Source organism: Nocardia sp. NPDC055053 (assembly GCF_053608285.1).
Map to the genome: position 1 here is coordinate 1 of NZ_JBSGVD010000053.1, position 14,445 is coordinate 14,445.

The 14,445-nt window shown below is 68.8% G+C and carries 18 protein-coding genes; 10 read left to right on the top strand and 8 right to left on the bottom strand.

Translation table 11 applies throughout. The features are described 5' to 3' along the window. Positions 1–108: 108 nt before the first annotated feature. Positions 109–573: an ESX secretion-associated protein EspG gene (locus ACWF82_RS31765; RefSeq protein WP_452507271.1), complete on the top strand. Its 465-nt coding sequence runs from the start codon at positions 109–111 to the stop codon at positions 571–573. Here the strand turns inward: ACWF82_RS31765 and ACWF82_RS31770 are convergent, their stop codons facing one another. The 3 genes from ACWF82_RS31770 to ACWF82_RS31780 are packed head-to-tail and all read right to left on the bottom strand — an operon-like array spanning position 574 to position 2,614. Continuing rightward, positions 574–1,242 carry a histidine phosphatase family protein gene (locus ACWF82_RS31770; protein ID WP_452507212.1) on the bottom strand — a complete coding sequence of 223 codons (669 nt, stop codon included), beginning with the start codon at positions 1,240–1,242 and terminating at the stop codon, positions 574–576. Next, positions 1,239–2,153 (bottom strand): prephenate dehydratase, encoded by a 915-nt coding sequence (gene pheA / locus ACWF82_RS31775; RefSeq protein ID WP_452507214.1) that lies wholly within the window; start codon positions 2,151–2,153, stop codon positions 1,239–1,241. Before pheA ends, ACWF82_RS31770 begins: the two co-directional genes overlap by 4 nt. Before the next feature lie 41 nt (positions 2,154–2,194). Then, entirely contained in the window at positions 2,195–2,614 is a 420-nt protein-coding gene (locus ACWF82_RS31780) for a hypothetical protein (protein ID WP_452507216.1), read from the bottom strand. Between the two features lie 113 nt (positions 2,615–2,727). Between ACWF82_RS31780 and ACWF82_RS31785 the strand changes: the two genes are divergently transcribed. The 5 genes from ACWF82_RS31785 to ACWF82_RS31805 all read left to right on the top strand — a co-directional run bounded on the left by ACWF82_RS31785 (position 2,728) and on the right by ACWF82_RS31805 (position 7,052). Beyond that, a complete protein-coding gene (locus ACWF82_RS31785) occupies positions 2,728–3,489 on the top strand; it encodes a DUF2470 domain-containing protein (protein ID WP_452507218.1) in 762 nt (253 codons plus the stop codon). A 46-nt stretch (positions 3,490–3,535) separates the two neighbouring features. Then, positions 3,536–4,312 carry a CPBP family intramembrane glutamic endopeptidase gene (locus ACWF82_RS31790; protein WP_452507220.1) on the top strand — a complete coding sequence of 259 codons (777 nt, stop codon included), beginning with the start codon at positions 3,536–3,538 and terminating at the stop codon, positions 4,310–4,312. Between the two features lie 133 nt (positions 4,313–4,445). Beyond that, complete coding sequence (locus ACWF82_RS31795) at positions 4,446–5,870, top strand: LCP family glycopolymer transferase (protein ID WP_452507222.1); 1,425 nt, start codon at positions 4,446–4,448, stop codon at positions 5,868–5,870. A gap of 10 nt (positions 5,871–5,880) precedes the next feature. Further along, positions 5,881–6,417 carry a ferritin gene (locus ACWF82_RS31800; RefSeq protein ID WP_452507224.1) on the top strand — a complete coding sequence of 179 codons (537 nt, stop codon included), beginning with the start codon at positions 5,881–5,883 and terminating at the stop codon, positions 6,415–6,417. Positions 6,418–6,503: 86 nt separating this feature from the next. Then, positions 6,504–7,052 carry a ferritin gene (locus ACWF82_RS31805; RefSeq protein ID WP_452507226.1) on the top strand — a complete coding sequence of 183 codons (549 nt, stop codon included), beginning with the start codon at positions 6,504–6,506 and terminating at the stop codon, positions 7,050–7,052. A gap of 69 nt (positions 7,053–7,121) precedes the next feature. Here the strand turns inward: ACWF82_RS31805 and ACWF82_RS31810 are convergent, their stop codons facing one another. The 4 genes from ACWF82_RS31810 to ACWF82_RS31825 form a co-directional block, all read right to left on the bottom strand. Further along, a complete protein-coding gene (locus ACWF82_RS31810; RefSeq protein WP_452507228.1) occupies positions 7,122–8,042 on the bottom strand; it encodes a DUF5926 family protein in 921 nt (306 codons plus the stop codon). Positions 8,043–8,095: 53 nt separating this feature from the next. After that, on the bottom strand, positions 8,096–8,863 hold the full coding sequence (locus ACWF82_RS31815; RefSeq protein WP_452507230.1) for a glycerophosphodiester phosphodiesterase: 768 nt from the start codon (positions 8,861–8,863) through the stop codon (positions 8,096–8,098). After that, positions 8,860–9,837, bottom strand: coding sequence for a DUF4328 domain-containing protein (locus ACWF82_RS31820; protein WP_452507232.1), 978 nt, complete (start codon positions 9,835–9,837; stop codon positions 8,860–8,862). Before ACWF82_RS31820 ends, ACWF82_RS31815 begins: the two co-directional genes overlap by 4 nt. An 82-nt stretch (positions 9,838–9,919) precedes the next feature. Next, complete coding sequence (locus tag ACWF82_RS31825) at positions 9,920–10,279, bottom strand: rhodanese-like domain-containing protein (protein WP_378848675.1); 360 nt, start codon at positions 10,277–10,279, stop codon at positions 9,920–9,922. 368 nt (positions 10,280–10,647) lie between these two features. Here ACWF82_RS31825 and ACWF82_RS31830 point away from each other — a divergent pair, with 368 nt between their 5' ends. From ACWF82_RS31830 to ACWF82_RS31845, 4 genes are all read left to right on the top strand, one after another. After that, positions 10,648–11,259 (top strand): hypothetical protein, encoded by a 612-nt coding sequence (locus ACWF82_RS31830; protein ID WP_452507234.1) that lies wholly within the window; start codon positions 10,648–10,650, stop codon positions 11,257–11,259. Between the two features lie 141 nt (positions 11,260–11,400). Next, complete coding sequence (locus ACWF82_RS31835) at positions 11,401–12,024, top strand: superoxide dismutase (RefSeq protein ID WP_189031919.1); 624 nt, start codon at positions 11,401–11,403, stop codon at positions 12,022–12,024. Positions 12,025–12,178: 154 nt separating this feature from the next. After that, complete coding sequence (locus tag ACWF82_RS31840; protein WP_452507236.1) at positions 12,179–12,706, top strand: peptidase; 528 nt, start codon at positions 12,179–12,181, stop codon at positions 12,704–12,706. Positions 12,707–13,066: 360 nt separating this feature from the next. Beyond that, positions 13,067–13,777, top strand: a complete 711-nt coding sequence (locus tag ACWF82_RS31845; RefSeq protein ID WP_452507238.1) for a TMEM165/GDT1 family protein — start codon at positions 13,067–13,069, stop codon at positions 13,775–13,777. Here ACWF82_RS31845 and ACWF82_RS31850 read toward each other — a convergent pair. Further along, positions 13,753–14,397, bottom strand: coding sequence for a TetR/AcrR family transcriptional regulator (locus ACWF82_RS31850; RefSeq protein ID WP_452507240.1), 645 nt, complete (start codon positions 14,395–14,397; stop codon positions 13,753–13,755). The genes ACWF82_RS31845 and ACWF82_RS31850 overlap by 25 nt on opposite strands. Positions 14,398–14,445: the final 48 nt, after the last annotated feature.

Below are 14,445 nucleotides of genomic sequence, written 5' to 3' on the forward strand. Positions count from 1 at the left end.
GGGGCGGGGGGGGGGGGGGGGGGGGGGGGGGGCCGGGGGGCGGGGGGGGGGGGGGCGGGGGGCCCCCCGGGGGGGGTCGTCGCCCTGCGCGGGCCGGAGTCCTACGTCATCGACGACGCCGGCCTCGACCTGCCCGGCGCGGTACTGCAGGCGCTCGGGCAGTCCGAGGCGCTCGAGCTGTACGGGATGAACGCCCCCACCGAGGAACTCGCGCCGATCTTCGGTGACACCGGTGACGTCGCGGCCACCACGGAGCGGCTGAGCAAGATCGGCAAACCGGCCGGCGACGCGCCCGCGCTCGCCTCGGCGCTGGTGGAGATCCATTCCTACGCCGAGATCGTCGGCGTCGCCTACGGTGACGGCACCCGCGACATCCAGGACAACCACATCGCCGTGTTCAACACGCGCGCGGGCAGATTCATCATCACCGCCAGCGTCGCCGACGACGGCGTGAAGTGGTCGTCCATCGCCTCCGGCACGAACGCGCGCCTGCGGACAGCGGTGGCCGATCTCATCGAATCACTGCCGATCCGTACCGAATTCCCGGCCGCGAAGGCCGACAACCTGGGGTGATCACCCCATCGGGTCGTCGGCCGTCGGCTCGGCCTTGACCGTGAACGGCGGCGTGAACCTGCCCCAGCGCAGGCACTCCCAGCCGCCGTCCTCGGTGGGCAGCAGTTCGATCGTCTCGGTGTTGTCGAGGTGGTTGTTCGTCGTGAACGGCGGCGCCACCCCGGCCAGCGTCTTGGCGACCAGCCGCATGGCGGCGCCGTGGTTGACGACCACCACGTCACCGTCGGCGTCGCCGGTGAGGAACTCCGTGCGCAGCCCTTCGAGTACCGGCACGATCCGGTCGAGCACCTCGTGACCTGATTCGCCGCCGGGTGCCCTGGTATCGAGTTCACCGTGGTGCCAGCCGCGGTAGATCTGCTGGAAGAAGTCGTGCGCCTCCTGGTCCGAGCGCCCGTGCAGCTCGCCGACCTGCACCTCGAACAGTCCGTCGAGAATATGGGCGGGTGAGCCGGTGGCCGCCTCGATGTAGCTCGCCGTCTGCCGGGCACGCAGCGCCTCCGACGACACCAGCACCTGCGGCGCGCGCATCAGGCTCGCGCCGAACGCTTTCGCCTGCGCCACACCACGTTCGGTCAGCGGGAGACCGGGCACCTGGGTATCGAGGATCTTCGCGACGTTGCCCTCGGTCTCGCCGTGCCGCACCAGCACCAGCTTCGCGCGTGTAGTCATAGGTCAGCGACCCCCTTTCGCAATTGCGTCAACCATTCTGCGGCAGGTTCGTCCGACGGGGGCGGCGTACCGACCGCCGAGTACGCGGGCCACGATCCGAGGAACCGGACCTGCGCCGTGCGATGCAATGCCTTCAACGTCTCCGCGACCGCCGGATCGTCGAGGTGCCCGACACAGTCCAGGTAGAAGCGGTAGGTACCCATCGAGGTACGGGTGGGCCGCGACTCGATTCTGGTCAGATCGACGCCGCGGGTGGCGAACTCGGCGAACGCGCGCATCAGTGAGCCGGGCTCGTTCGGCAGTTCGAGCACGATCGAGGTGCGATCGGCGCCGGTCGCGTGCGGCGCGACGCCCGGCCTGGTCACCAGGACGAACCTGGTGATCGCCTGGTCGTGGTCGGCAACCCCGGCGGCCAGCGTCGCCAGTCCGAGCCGTTCGGCCGCCAGTGCCGTCGACACCGCGGCGTCGGCGGTTCCCGCGGCGACGTCCTCGGCGGCCGCCGCGTTGGAGGCCGACGTGAACGGCCGCGCGTCCGGCATGTTCCGCGCCACCCACTGTCTGACCTGCGCGGCCGCCACCGGGTAGGCCGCCAGCGTGCGCACCTGGTCGAGCGTGATGCCGTGGCGCGCGACGATCGTGAAGGCCACCTCGAGCTCGGTCTCGGCGATGATCTGCAGCCGCGGCCCGATGGCCAGCGAATCCAGCGTCGCCGGAATCGACCCTTCGACGGAACTCTCGATCGGCACCACCGCGCCGTCGACATCGCCAGACCGGATCAGATCGAGCGCCGCACCCTGACTCGGCGCGGCTACTCGCTCGACCGGGCCGTCGAAGGCCCCCGAGTTCTCGAACTTCGCCAGAGCCATCTCGGTGAACGTCCCGGACGGCCCGAAATACGCAATACGCGGCACACAGAAAGATTAGCTGGATCGTTGTCCGAAGTCGGCCCGGCTCAGGAATCCAGTACGCGGAGAGCATCCGTGATCGCCTGCTCATCGTCGGTTTCGACGGCGAGCAGAACCGTACGGGTCGCTTCGATAGCCGGCGGCTTGAGCGAGGTCAGGAATTCGAGATCGGGATTCGCGAGGGCGGTCGGGATGTCCTCGCCGCACAGGGCGGCGACCGTACCGGCGACGATCGCGACAGCACGGGTGCCGCTGGCGGTACGGGCGACGAAGCCGTGGTCGGCATGGGCGATCCGGACCAGGAACGCCGCCAGTTCGGCATCGGGAATGTCGACGTCGACGACTTCCGCGGTGTCTGGCGCGCTGCCCTGCGGCCGGACCAGACCGGCCACCAGGCTGCGGCGGGCTGGCGTCGACAAGGTGACCAGGACGGGTTCGGCGGGAGTCGCGTGGTCATCGTGCGTCATCAGACCACCGTAGATGCGGAATTCCCGGCGATTCTCCGGGGTGTCCCTCTTGCGCGAATGACCGCGGTAACTTAGCTTAGGTTTACCTAAACAACAGTTCGCGGAGGTTGTCAATGTCGAGCCCCACCACGATCCTCGCGCCGACGACCGCCGAGCGCGTTCGCAGCGCGTGCGCGCACGCGGAGTCGGCGATGCTCGCGCTCCCCGGCATCGATCCGGTGCCGACCACGCTGCATCACCTGCGCCGGTGCGGTGACGCGGTGATCGCGGTGCCCGCGAGTTCCCTCGCCGCGGCGCTGGCCGCGACGGCGAACGAGACCTCCGCGGTACTCGAACTCACCGATCACGCGCCGCTGCCGCTGCGCGAGCCGGTCCGGGCACTGGTGTGGTTGCGCGGCTGGGTGCGGCAGGTGCCCGAGCAGGCGCAGCGCGCGCTCGCGATCGAGATCGCCAAGGAGTTCCCGCATCCGGGGCTGCTCGATGTCGGGCACGGGGTCACCCTGCTGCGTGTTGTGGTGAATTCGGCGGTGCTGGCCGACACCTCCGGCGCCGAATCGGTCGACCACTCCGACCTGCGCGCCGCCTCGCCCGACCCGTTCTGCGAACTCGAGAGCGCCTGGCTGCAGCACATGGCCGAGGACCACGCCGACATCGTCGCCCAGCTGGCCCGGCACCTGCCGACCCGGCTGCGCGGCGGGATGGTGCATCCGCTGGCCATCGACCGCTACGGCCTGACCCTGCGCGTGGAGAGCACCGAGGGCGACCACGACGTGCGCCTGCCGTTCGCCACCCCCGCCGACGACGTCCAATCGCTGAGCAAAGCGGTACGCATCCTGGCGGGCTGCCCCTACCTGAACGGCCTGCGCCGCATCTGAACCCGCTCCCGGGCCCTCGCACCGCGGGCTGCCTACACTGCGCGACATGCGCGTCGATCCTCCGGACACCCAGCTGAGCGAGCGGGAACGGTTCGGTCTCCGGATGGAGATCGCCATCGTATTGCTGGTGACCTTCGGGCTGAGCGGGATCAGTGCCGGTCTGGCACTGCTGGATTCGGCGCTCTCGCCCGGTGGCGTCGGCGGGCGCACGGTGGCGCTCAACGCCTCCAGGTCGGACAACTCGTTGCTCGACCTGCTGTTCCAGCTCGTCAGCGTCACCCGGCTGCTGGCCTGGGCCGCGCTCGGCCTGTACCTGTTGTGGCGCAGCGGAATCGGGCCGCGGCTGATCGGCCTGGCCAGGATCGGGCGCGCCGATGTGGTGCCGGGTCTGGTGCTGGCCGCGGTGATCGGGCTGCCAGGGCTCGGGCTGTATCTGCTCGCGCACGCGCTGGGATTCAGCGTCACCATCGTGCCGAGTTCGCTGTCGGAGCACTGGTGGCGGCTGCCGGTGCTGATCCTGTCGGCCTGTGCGAACTCGGTGGCCGAGGAAGTGCTGGTGGTCGGCTATCTGATCACCCGGCTGCGTCAGCTCGGCTGGTCGGACAACCGCTCGCTGCTCGCCTCGGCACTGCTGCGCGGCAGCTACCACCTCTACCAGGGGATCGGCGGCGGCCTCGGCAACATCGTGATGGGCCTGCTCTTCGGCCGGTACTGGCAGCGCACGAACCGGCTGTGGCCGCTGATCCTGGCGCACGCGACCATCGACGCGGTCGCCTACCTCGGCTACACCGTGCTGCGCGGTCGTGTCGGTTGGCTGCCGTGAGCGGCGTGTCACGGCGAGTCCGGCCACATCCTCGCGTTTCGCGCTAACACGGGCACCCGAGCGGGGTATCCCAGTAGTGACCGAGCGCGCACAACCGACCCGCGCACCCGACGATCAGTAGAGTGCCCCAGTGATGAACGGCGACGATCCCCGCGATGACCCGCGTAGGCGCCGGGTGCCGCCGCAAGCAGGCCGCCCCGGTGGTCCTCCGCTGCCGCCACCTGGGCGCGGCAACGGTCCACATCAGGGCCGTCCGCTGCCCGGCAACGAGCCGACGGTCCGGCGCGGCACCCCCCAGCCGGGCCGCATGCCACCGCCCGGCGACGGTCCGACGGTCCGCTACAACCCCGCGCCGCGCCGGGAACCTCCCGCCTCGCATATCGAGCCGACCCAGGTCCTGCACCGTGACGGCCGCGGCGGGGAGCCGCTGGCCTACTCGCAGATGCCGACCGAGCAGCCGCGCAGGCACGCGCCGACGCAACGCCCGGTGCCGCATCGCGAGCCGGTCCGGCACGCGCCGACCCAGCGCCCGGTCCCCCATCACGACGGCGTCCCGCCCCGGCGCACCCCGCCCCCGCCCGAGGTGGGCAGGCAGGCCAGGCCGCCGCGACGGCCGCGCAGACGGCATCCGTTCCGGTGGCTGACGCTGATCGTGGTGGCGCTGATCGTCGGGCTGATCGCCGCGGTCATCCACCTCGACAACTCGCTCACCCGGATCCCCGCGCTCACCTCCTACAGCGACCGGATCGGCGATACACCGGGCACGAACTGGCTGCTGGTCGGTTCCGACGGCCGCGGTGACCTGTCGACCGAGCAGGAGCAGGAGCTGGCGACCGGCGGCGACACCGGTCCCGAACGCACCGACACGATCATGCTGGTGCACATCCCGTCGTCCGGGCCGACCACGATGGTCAGCCTGCCGCGCGACTCCTACGTCAGCATTCCCGGCCACGGCAAGGACAAGCTCAACGCGTCGTTCGCCCTCGGCGGTGCGCCGCTGCTGGTGCAGACGGTCGAGATCGCGACCGGCCTGCGGATCGACCACTACGCCCAGATCGGCTTCGGCGGTTTCGCCGGCGTGGTCGACGCGCTCGGCGGGATCGAGATGTGCCTGGAGGAGCCGATCGTCGACCCGCTCGCCGGGCTCGACCTGCCCGCGGGCTGCCAGGAGCTGACCGGCCCGGAAGCGCTCGGTTTCGTGCGCACCAGGGCCACCCCGCGCGCCGATGTCGACCGGATGAACCATCAGCGGCTGTTCATGTCGGCGCTGCTGAAGAAGGCGACGAGCATGGGCACGCTGGCCAACCCGTTCGCGCTGTGGCCGATGGCCACCGGCGTTGCCGGTTCGCTGAAAGTCGATGACGGCGACCACATCTGGAACCTGGCCGCCCTCGGCTGGGCGATGCGCGGCGACACCGTCACCACCAGCGTGCCGATCGGCGGCTTCGACGACACCGACGTGGGCAACGTGCTGCTGTGGGACAAATCGAAGGCGCCCGGCTTCTTCGAGGCACTGGCCAACGACCAACAGATTCCCGAGGACCTGCTGACGCGGTAACGTCGACGGTATGGCCGAGGACCGTTCGTTCATCGAGCTGCTGCGAGACCAGATCCGGCACGGGCTGACCGCCGCGCAACAGTATCTGGCCGCCGCCGTGTACTTCGACACGCAGCGACTACCCGAGCTGGCCGCGCAGACCTATGCCCGGTCGGCGCAGAGCCGCGGTCATGCGATGCGAATGGTCCAGTATCTGCTCGACCGTGACATCTCGGTGACAATCGGGGGCCTCGACGAAGTGCGCTCCGAGTTCGATTCGCCGCGCGCCGCGATCGCTTTCCTGCTCGACCGTGAGCGGGCGGCCACCGCGCAGATCAGCGGACTCGCCGCGGCGGCGCGGACCGCCCAGGATTATCTCGGCGAACAATTCGTGCAGTGGTTCCTCAAAGAGCAGGTGGCCGACGTCGCGGAGATGGGCACACTGCTCACCGTGCTGGACCGGCAGCAAAATCTCTTCGACGTGGAGGAATTCATTCGGCGCGAGCTGACGGGCAAGGTCCCGGCGGACAACACAGCGCCGAAAATGGCTGGGGCAGGGCAGGTTTAGTTAGGGAATACTTGGTTAGGAAATACTTCCCTCAATAAGGTTGCACTTGGATGACAAGGCCTGTGACCAGCGCTAATGTGGCCGACATGTCGAGTCATTCGGAAAACCCGCGCAGCAAATTCCACAGCCTGCTTCAAGACCAGATCCGACATGAGTTCAATGCCGAACACCAGTACATCGCCATTGCGGTGTGGTTCGACAATGCCGATCTGCCGCAGCTGGCCAAGCGGTTCTACGCGCAGTCCGTGGAAGAACGTAACCACGCGATGATGATCGTTCAATACTTCCTCGACCGCGATGTCAACATCGACATCGCTGGCATCGATGCGGCCAAGTCGCATTTCGAGGACGCCCGCGAGCCGATCGCGCTGGCATTGGCCCAGGAGAAGACGGTCACCGACCAGATCATCCAACTGGCCAGCACCGCCCGCGAGGAAGGCGACTACCTCGGCGAGCAGTTCATGCAGTGGTTCCTCAAGGAGCAGGTCGAGGAAGTCGCGCGCATGAACACGCTGCTCAACATCGCCGACCGGGCCGGTTCGAACCTGTTCGACCTGGAGAACTTCATCGCACGGGAGATGTCGACGCCGTCCGACGCGTCCGGTGCCCCGTCCGCCGCGGGCGGCCACCTCTGAGAGACGTTCGTCCGGATTCGGCTCGCGCGCAGCGAGCCGAATCCGTTCCGCGTTTCTATTTCATGTGATTCAGCGCAGGGTGACCTGACGCGAACGCAGGCCGTCGCGCGAACGGCGCTCCTCGCCCGTCATCGGGGCGTCCGAGGCCAGCGCCTCGGCCAGCCGCGCACCGAACTCGCGGGCGGGGCCCTCCCACTCGGTGGGGTGCCGCTCGGGATCGAGGTCGAACACCGGCACCAGCAGGCCGTGCGTACGGAACGAACCGGCGAAGCGCGAGCCCTCGCCCATGTGCAGGCCGCCCCCGGCGTGCACGCGAGCCAGCGCCAGCATCAGCTTGTCCTCGTCCTCGGGACGCACCCAGCGCACATGCGCCTTCTCGCCCGCGTCGACCCACCACGCCGCGCCGACACCGTCGCCGCCCAGGTTCAGTCGCGCCGACGGCATGATGGCCTGCTTGGCCTGCTCGATCGTCGCCGACACCTGCGGATCGGGGGTCACGCCCTCGGGCACCCACCAGTCGAAGTCCTGGTGCACGGTGAGCTCGAGGTCGGCGCCAGGATCGATGACGTCGGCAAGGCGCGGACCGCCGTCGACGGACTCGGCCGAGTTCAGCGACTCGCCGGGCTCGGCGGACTGGGTCCACAGGATCGCCGCGGCGATATCGGCCGACGGGTCGGTGCCCTGGTGCTGCATCTGCGTGCCGACGAAGCCGACCGGCTCGTCGCCGGCGCGGACCAGCGCGGCCACCGCACCGGGCAGCACCGTCGCCAGCGTCACCGTGCGCTCGGCGGCGACACCGGGCACCAGTTTCAAGGTCGCGGTCGCCGACGGCACGAACTCCCGCAGCGCCACCAGGTCACATTCGGCAGCAAGTCCCTCGAACGGCCGTGTCGGGGCCGCAGATGCCTGCTCCTGCGCCGCACGCCGCTCGGCGAGACGCTGAGCCCGATTACTGTCGGGCTTCGGACTGTTCCGCTTGCTTTTACCCACGGCGAGAGTTTATGGCCGGGTGGCGATGTCGGTGCGCGCGACCCGGCGGAAACTCACACGCCGGTGAGCATTGCCTTGGTGCGGCCGGGGTGATTGGTGGCGACCCAGCTGACGCCGAGGTCCGCGCACAATTTCACGTCGTCGGGATCGTCGACGGTCCAGCAGTAGGTGGCGCGGCCCGCGGCGGCGGCCTTGTCGACGAGTTCGGGATGCTCGCGCAGCGTCTTCACCGAAGGGCCGACGGCCGTCGCGCCGACAGTGGTCGCCGCACCGCCGCCGAGGAAACGCGACGATTCGCCGAGCAGTACGGTCGGCAACAGCGGGGCGGCGCGGCGGATCCGCCAGACCGCGGTCGCGGCGAACGACATCACCACCGCACGGGAGTGGTCGGCCGAGGCGGGCGTCGCGATCCCGAAACGCTGGAGTTCGGCGAGCACCTTGTTCTCCACCAGCGCGCCGTAGCGCACGGGGTGCTTGGTCTCGATGAACAGCTTGGTCGGCCTGCTGCGCCAGTCGAGCACGAGGCCGATCAGGTCGCTGAGGGCGAGGACACCGGACGGCGCGTCGTCGGTGCCGAAGTTCATGTCGCGTAGTTCGTCCAGGGTCAGTTCGCTGACCAGGCCGGTGGCGTCGGAGGTGCGGTCGACGGTGCGATCGTGCACGCAGACCAGGTGCCCGTCGCGAGTCAGCCGGACGTCGCACTCGACACCGTCGGCACCCTGTTCGAGCGCCAGCTCGTAGGCGGCGAGGGTGTGCTCGGGGCGCGCCGCAGACGCACCACGGTGCGCGACAACGAATGGCGCGCGATTGCCCTGGCTCACTTGGCCACAACCTCCTCCTGCGTATTCTCGCGTGTTTCGGCGGGATTCGCGCGTTCGAACTCATCCTGCCCGGTCGCTGGCACACCGGGCTGGACCGGGGCGATGACGACCTCGGCGGGATCGGCGGCCATCACCCAGCGATGCGCTGTGCGCGGCGCGCCACGCAGGTCGCGGCCTTCGAGCTGACGGACCGTCCACAGCGTGAGCACCGCGAAACCGGCCGCGCACAGATCGCTGAACGCGGTGAACGAGACACCGTCGGCCTCGGCCTGCAAGGTCGACGCGTCGCGCCACAGCGTCGCGCCGAGGAGGATCAGGCCGCTGAGCACCCAGGCCGCCCACCAGACCCGCACGGCCCGCAGGGCACGCGGATCGGCCGCGGGCCCGAGCAGCTCGATGAGGAAGACGGCGGGCCAGATCAGGTTCACGCCGGGCACGAGGCAGCCGAGGATCAGCGCCCACCGGCGCCGCGGATCGCGCCTGCCCTGCGCGGCGAAGCTCGCGCGACGCGCTTCGATCAGCCACCCGACCAGCGCGAGCGCGGCGGCGAGGGCACACAGCGGCGCGATGACGCCGAACACCCACACGGACATATCGGAGATCCACAGCAGCCAGCTGGGGATGAGGGTGGTCCGGTTGCGCAGCAGGATCAGGTACCGGCCGTATTCGGCGCAGGCCGCGACCAGGAAGGCCAGCGCGGTGACGACGAGCAGCAGATCGCGGTTGGCCGCGATGCCACGCAGCGGTCGCTCCGGCACGCGACCGGGCGCCGGTGGCGGATCGAGCAGGCCCCAGCGCGGAATCTCGGTATAGCGCGGGGTCGGGCCGAGCGGTGCGGACGTGGTCGACGCCCCGGCCTTGCGGATGCGGTGATCCGGCCTGCGCGCGACCCAGCGGTAGTTGCGCTGGGAGGCGGGCGCGTCGACCTTGCCCGGCGAGAGCAGCACGCCACGGCAGCGGGGGCACCAGTGCATCGGTGCGCCCTGCACGGCCCACCGCGCGCCACAGCGTGCACATGGTTGCACCACCGAACTCACCCGCGCACCCCGTTCCGGACTAGTAGATCTTGGCTTCGTGCTCGCCGTCGGCGACCACCGGGCGCCCGGTCTGCTGCCAGGCCACCATTCCCCCCGCGACGTTCACTGCCTCGTACCCGATGTGGGCCAGGTACTTGACCACCTCGATCGAGCGCCCGCCCTGCCTGCACACGACGTACACCTCGGCGTCGATGTCGATCTCGTCGATCCTGGCCGGCACGTCGACCATCGGGATGTGGATCGCGCCCGGCGCGTGGCCGAGCTCCCACTCGTCGGGTTCGCGCACGTCGAGCAGCTGGGCGCCGGCCACCGGCTCGGCGTCGTCGAACGCGGCGGGTACCGCACCCACCGGCACCGTGGGAACATCGGAGCTCGTCACGCCTCGATCCTGCCATGTCGGCAGCGACGGGGGGCGAGGCTGTGCGCGGTCTGTGGATGGATGGGGGTTATCCACAGAATCCACAACTTGATCCACAGGCCTCAGCTATCGGTCAGCACACAATCGTGAGGCGTGGGCTATCAACCGACGTGGAGCCGGGGAAGCCAGTCGGCGAAACGGCCGATCCGAGACTCCCCTCCATGTCATCCCGGAGCGGCCGCTCGCCGCTGACGTCGGGATTCCGCGATCACATCGGTCCCGACATCTACTTGGACGCGAGCCGGGCCGTTTCGGTTCCATAAAAACGACATCACTAGAGAAAATCCTAAATCCTGGGATCTGGGCGGCCAGATCGGTAGCCTGAGCGCATGAACGTGAGCAGGGGGCTACTCGACAGTTTCGACATCAACGGCCTGAATACCGCTTTGTCCGAATCAACCTGTCTCGGAGTAGAGGTGGACGCCACGGCGGGGCGGCTGCAACTCGCTCTCGAGGTGCTGACGCTACCCGCCGATGGACCGGCGCCGACCGAGGCGAAAGTCCTGCTCACCTTCACCGGAGTCACCCGGGTCGCCGCTTCCCTGCGCATCCAGCGCTGGGACGACATCGAGGCCAGGGTTCTCCCGTTGACCCTCGACCAACTCGACGAAGCGATCGAGAGTTTCGGCGGCGGCGGGCTGCACGGCTGGGAATTCATCGATCTCGACGACAGCGGCTGGACACTGTGGAGCGAGCTGCTCAGCTTCGACACGGTGCTCGATCAGCGCATCGCCGCGCACGTCATCGAGTTCTCCCAGGAAGAGGGCATCGATCCGCGGGAACTCGATGTCCGCGTCTGGTTCGACAAGATCGCCGTCACCGACCTCGGTGGCAAGGAAATCCCCATGGCGGAGTTCGTCGATGGCGGTCGCCGCTGGTGGGCCGCACACGATTCCGGCGACACCAGGGCATCCAAGGCCGACGTCGCCCCTCCGCTGTAATCCGGGCCGATTCGGCACCACCCGCTCTGTCCCGGGAATGAGGGACCACACGCCTGCGGTTGCAGCGAGCGGGTGTACGAATGATGGTTGGTGTGCTCGACCGAATGGGCGCACACAGCCCGACACACGGAAAGGGACATCGTGGCCGTCTACACACTGCCCGAACTCGATTGGGACTTCAGCGCGCTGGAGCCGCACATCTCCGGACAGATCAACGAGATCCACTTCACCAAGCACCACGCCGCCTACGTCGCCGGCGCCAACGCGGCACTGGAGAAGCTGGAAGCCGCCCGTGAGGCCGGCGACCACGCCGCCATCTTCCTGAACGAGAAGAACCTGGCGTTCCACCTGGGTGGCCACACCAACCACTCCATCTGGTGGAAGAACCTCTCGCCCAACGGTGGCGACAAGCCGGTCGGTGACCTGGCCGCCGCGCTCGACGACCAGTTCGGTTCGTTCGACAAGTTCCGCGCGCAGTTCACCGCTGCCGCGAACGGCCTGCAGGGCTCCGGCTGGGCCGTCCTGGGTTACGACACCCTCGGCCAGAAGCTGCTGACCTTCCAGCTGTACGACCAGCAGGCCAATGTGCCGATCGGCATCATCCCGCTGCTGCAGGTCGACATGTGGGAGCACGCCTTCTACCTGCAGTACAAGAACGTCAAGGCCGACTACGTGACCGCTTTCTGGAACGTCGTCAACTGGGCCGACGTGCAGGAGCGCTTCGCCCGCGCCGTGACCCAGGGCAAGGGCTTGATCTTCGGTTAAGAAACCCTGCGACGGGCTCGGACGCGGTTTCACCGCGTCCGAGCCCGTTGTCGTTTTGTCCGGTTAGCACTCATTGGTACTTGTGTGCCAGATGGTTTCCGGGCTATTCCTTGAAGTACAGGGCAGCGAAGCCCCCGGATATCGGGAGGCCATCATGACGACGCACGGTCCGATCGGGATCACGCCGTTTCAGGCGCGCGGTCATCTGCAGGGATTCGTCGTGTCGGGCCGGTGGCCGGATACCACCAAGGAGTGGGCGCAGGTGCTTGTGCTCGCGGTCCGGGTGGCATCGATGCCCGGTCTGCTGGTCACCTCGACCGTCTTCGGCGTGCGCGAAGAGCTGCCCGACGATCCGGAGCCGGGCACCGTCGGCCTGGTGCTGGCGGAGGGGCCGGTGCTTGGCGAGGAAGCGGTCGAGCCGGGCCGGTTCGCCGATCACGTGCCGCCCGCCCTGCTGATGCTGCATCCGCCGTCGGAGACCCGGCCGTCGCTGCCCGAATGCGTGGGCGTGGCCTCGGGCTGCGTGCTGCTGCCCGGCGTGCCGCATCTGGGTCTCGAGCATCGCGCGGCGTGGGCCGAGGCCGAGCTCGACGGGACCGTCACCTCGCTGGTGAGCCGGGTCGGGATGGATCTGATCAGCGATCCCGATACCGCCGTTCTGGCAATGTTGCTGGCGGCCTGAGACTTTCACCGGCCAGGCCTGGCGAATTCCCGGCAACGGCCGTCCGGCGCACGCGAATCAGGGAAACCGAACTATCGCGGCCGCATCGCCAAACTTATTGCGCCCATTGCGATTTCGATTACACACAGTTGGCGTATCGGTAGCAATCGGGCTAGGGTGGACAGCAGCGAAGGGGAGTAGCCCGCAATCGCCCAGTCGACATACTGATCGGCGCCACATTCGGCGCGGTCCGGCTGCGCGAACCGGTCACCACCGGTGGGCGAGACCTTCGGCCACGAACCGATCCGTTGACCGGTGTGGCTGGAGGCGCACCCGTTTCTTCAGCCACAGGCCGGAGTGTCCACCTGGGAGCTGACTTTCATGATCGCCACGATCCTGCTGAGCTTCGGCGTTCTGTTCCTCGCCGAGCTCGGCGACAAATCGCAGCTGATGGCGCTGACGTTCTCGCTGCGCTATCGCTGGTGGGTGGTGCTGGCCGGGATCAGTGTCGCCAGCGTTGCGGTCAACCTCATCGCCGCCGGTGTCGGCCATTTCCTCGGTACCGCGCTGCCCGCGAACGCCATCGCCGTCGTCACCGCGCTCACGCTGCTGGTCGTCGGCCTGTGGACGCTGCGCGACGCGCTCGGCTCCGCCGAGGACGCCGAGGACGCGCCGCCACCGAGCACCCGCAACGCCTTCCTCGTCGTGATCTCCGCCTTCATGCTCGCCGAACTCGGCGACCGCACCATGTTCGCCGCCGCCGCGCTGGCCTCGAAGAACGGCTGGCTCGCGGTCTGGATCGGTTCGACTATCGGCATGGTCGCCGCCGGTGGCCTGGCGATCCTGGTCGGCAAGCTGGCGGGTAAGCACCTGCCCGAACGCGGCATCGCCTTCGCTTCCGGCCTGCTGTTCCTGTTCTTCGCGACGAAGACGGTGCTCGACGCGTTCGTCGCCGGCCTCGGCGGCTGGGGTTCGACCGGCCTGGCGCTGCTCGTCCCGGTCGTGGCCGGGCTCGGTATCGGCGCGTGGCGGTTCTACCGACCGCGCAGGGAAGTCGCGGCGCCGGATCAGCCGGCGAACGCGGTGCCGTAGACCGGACCCGAGCGGCGGGCCAGGTCGATCAGCGGTTCCTTCAGCGCGCGCAGGCCGTCCAGATCGTCGCCGGCGATCTTGCCGGTCACCATGGCGCCGATCGCGGCGGCCAGGGTCGCGCAGGCGAACTGCTGCTCGGTGGTCTTGGCACCGAGCATCGCCGCCACCACCGCGACGAACCGGCTCTGCAATTCCATCCGCGCCTCGATCGCCGACGGCCCGACCGCGTACACCTCGACCAGGAACAGCCGGGCCGAGGCCGGGTCGTCGATCATGTGGTCGAAGTAGGCGGTGAGGATGCTGTCCATCCTGGTGAACGCGTCGGCATCGGCGGTCTCGGCGATCACGCCCTGTAGCCGCTCGGCCAGCAGGGCCGAGACCCGGTCGAAGGCGGCGGCGAAGCAGTCCTCCTTGGAGCGGAACAGCTCGTAGAAGGTCTCACGCGACACCCCTGCCCGTTTGAGCACGGCGGCCACGGGCGTTCCGACGTAGCCGCCCTCGGTCATCGCCTCCCCCATCGCGACGAGGATGCGTTCCCGCTGGGAAGCCACCACTTCTTCGCGCGAGAGATGGTGTCGTCCGCGCGGGAGCTGGCGCAGGGTGGATGCCGAATCGCTCATCGTCGAACTCCGTGTTGTTGGCGGCTGGTGCTGCGGATTCTCGGCCCT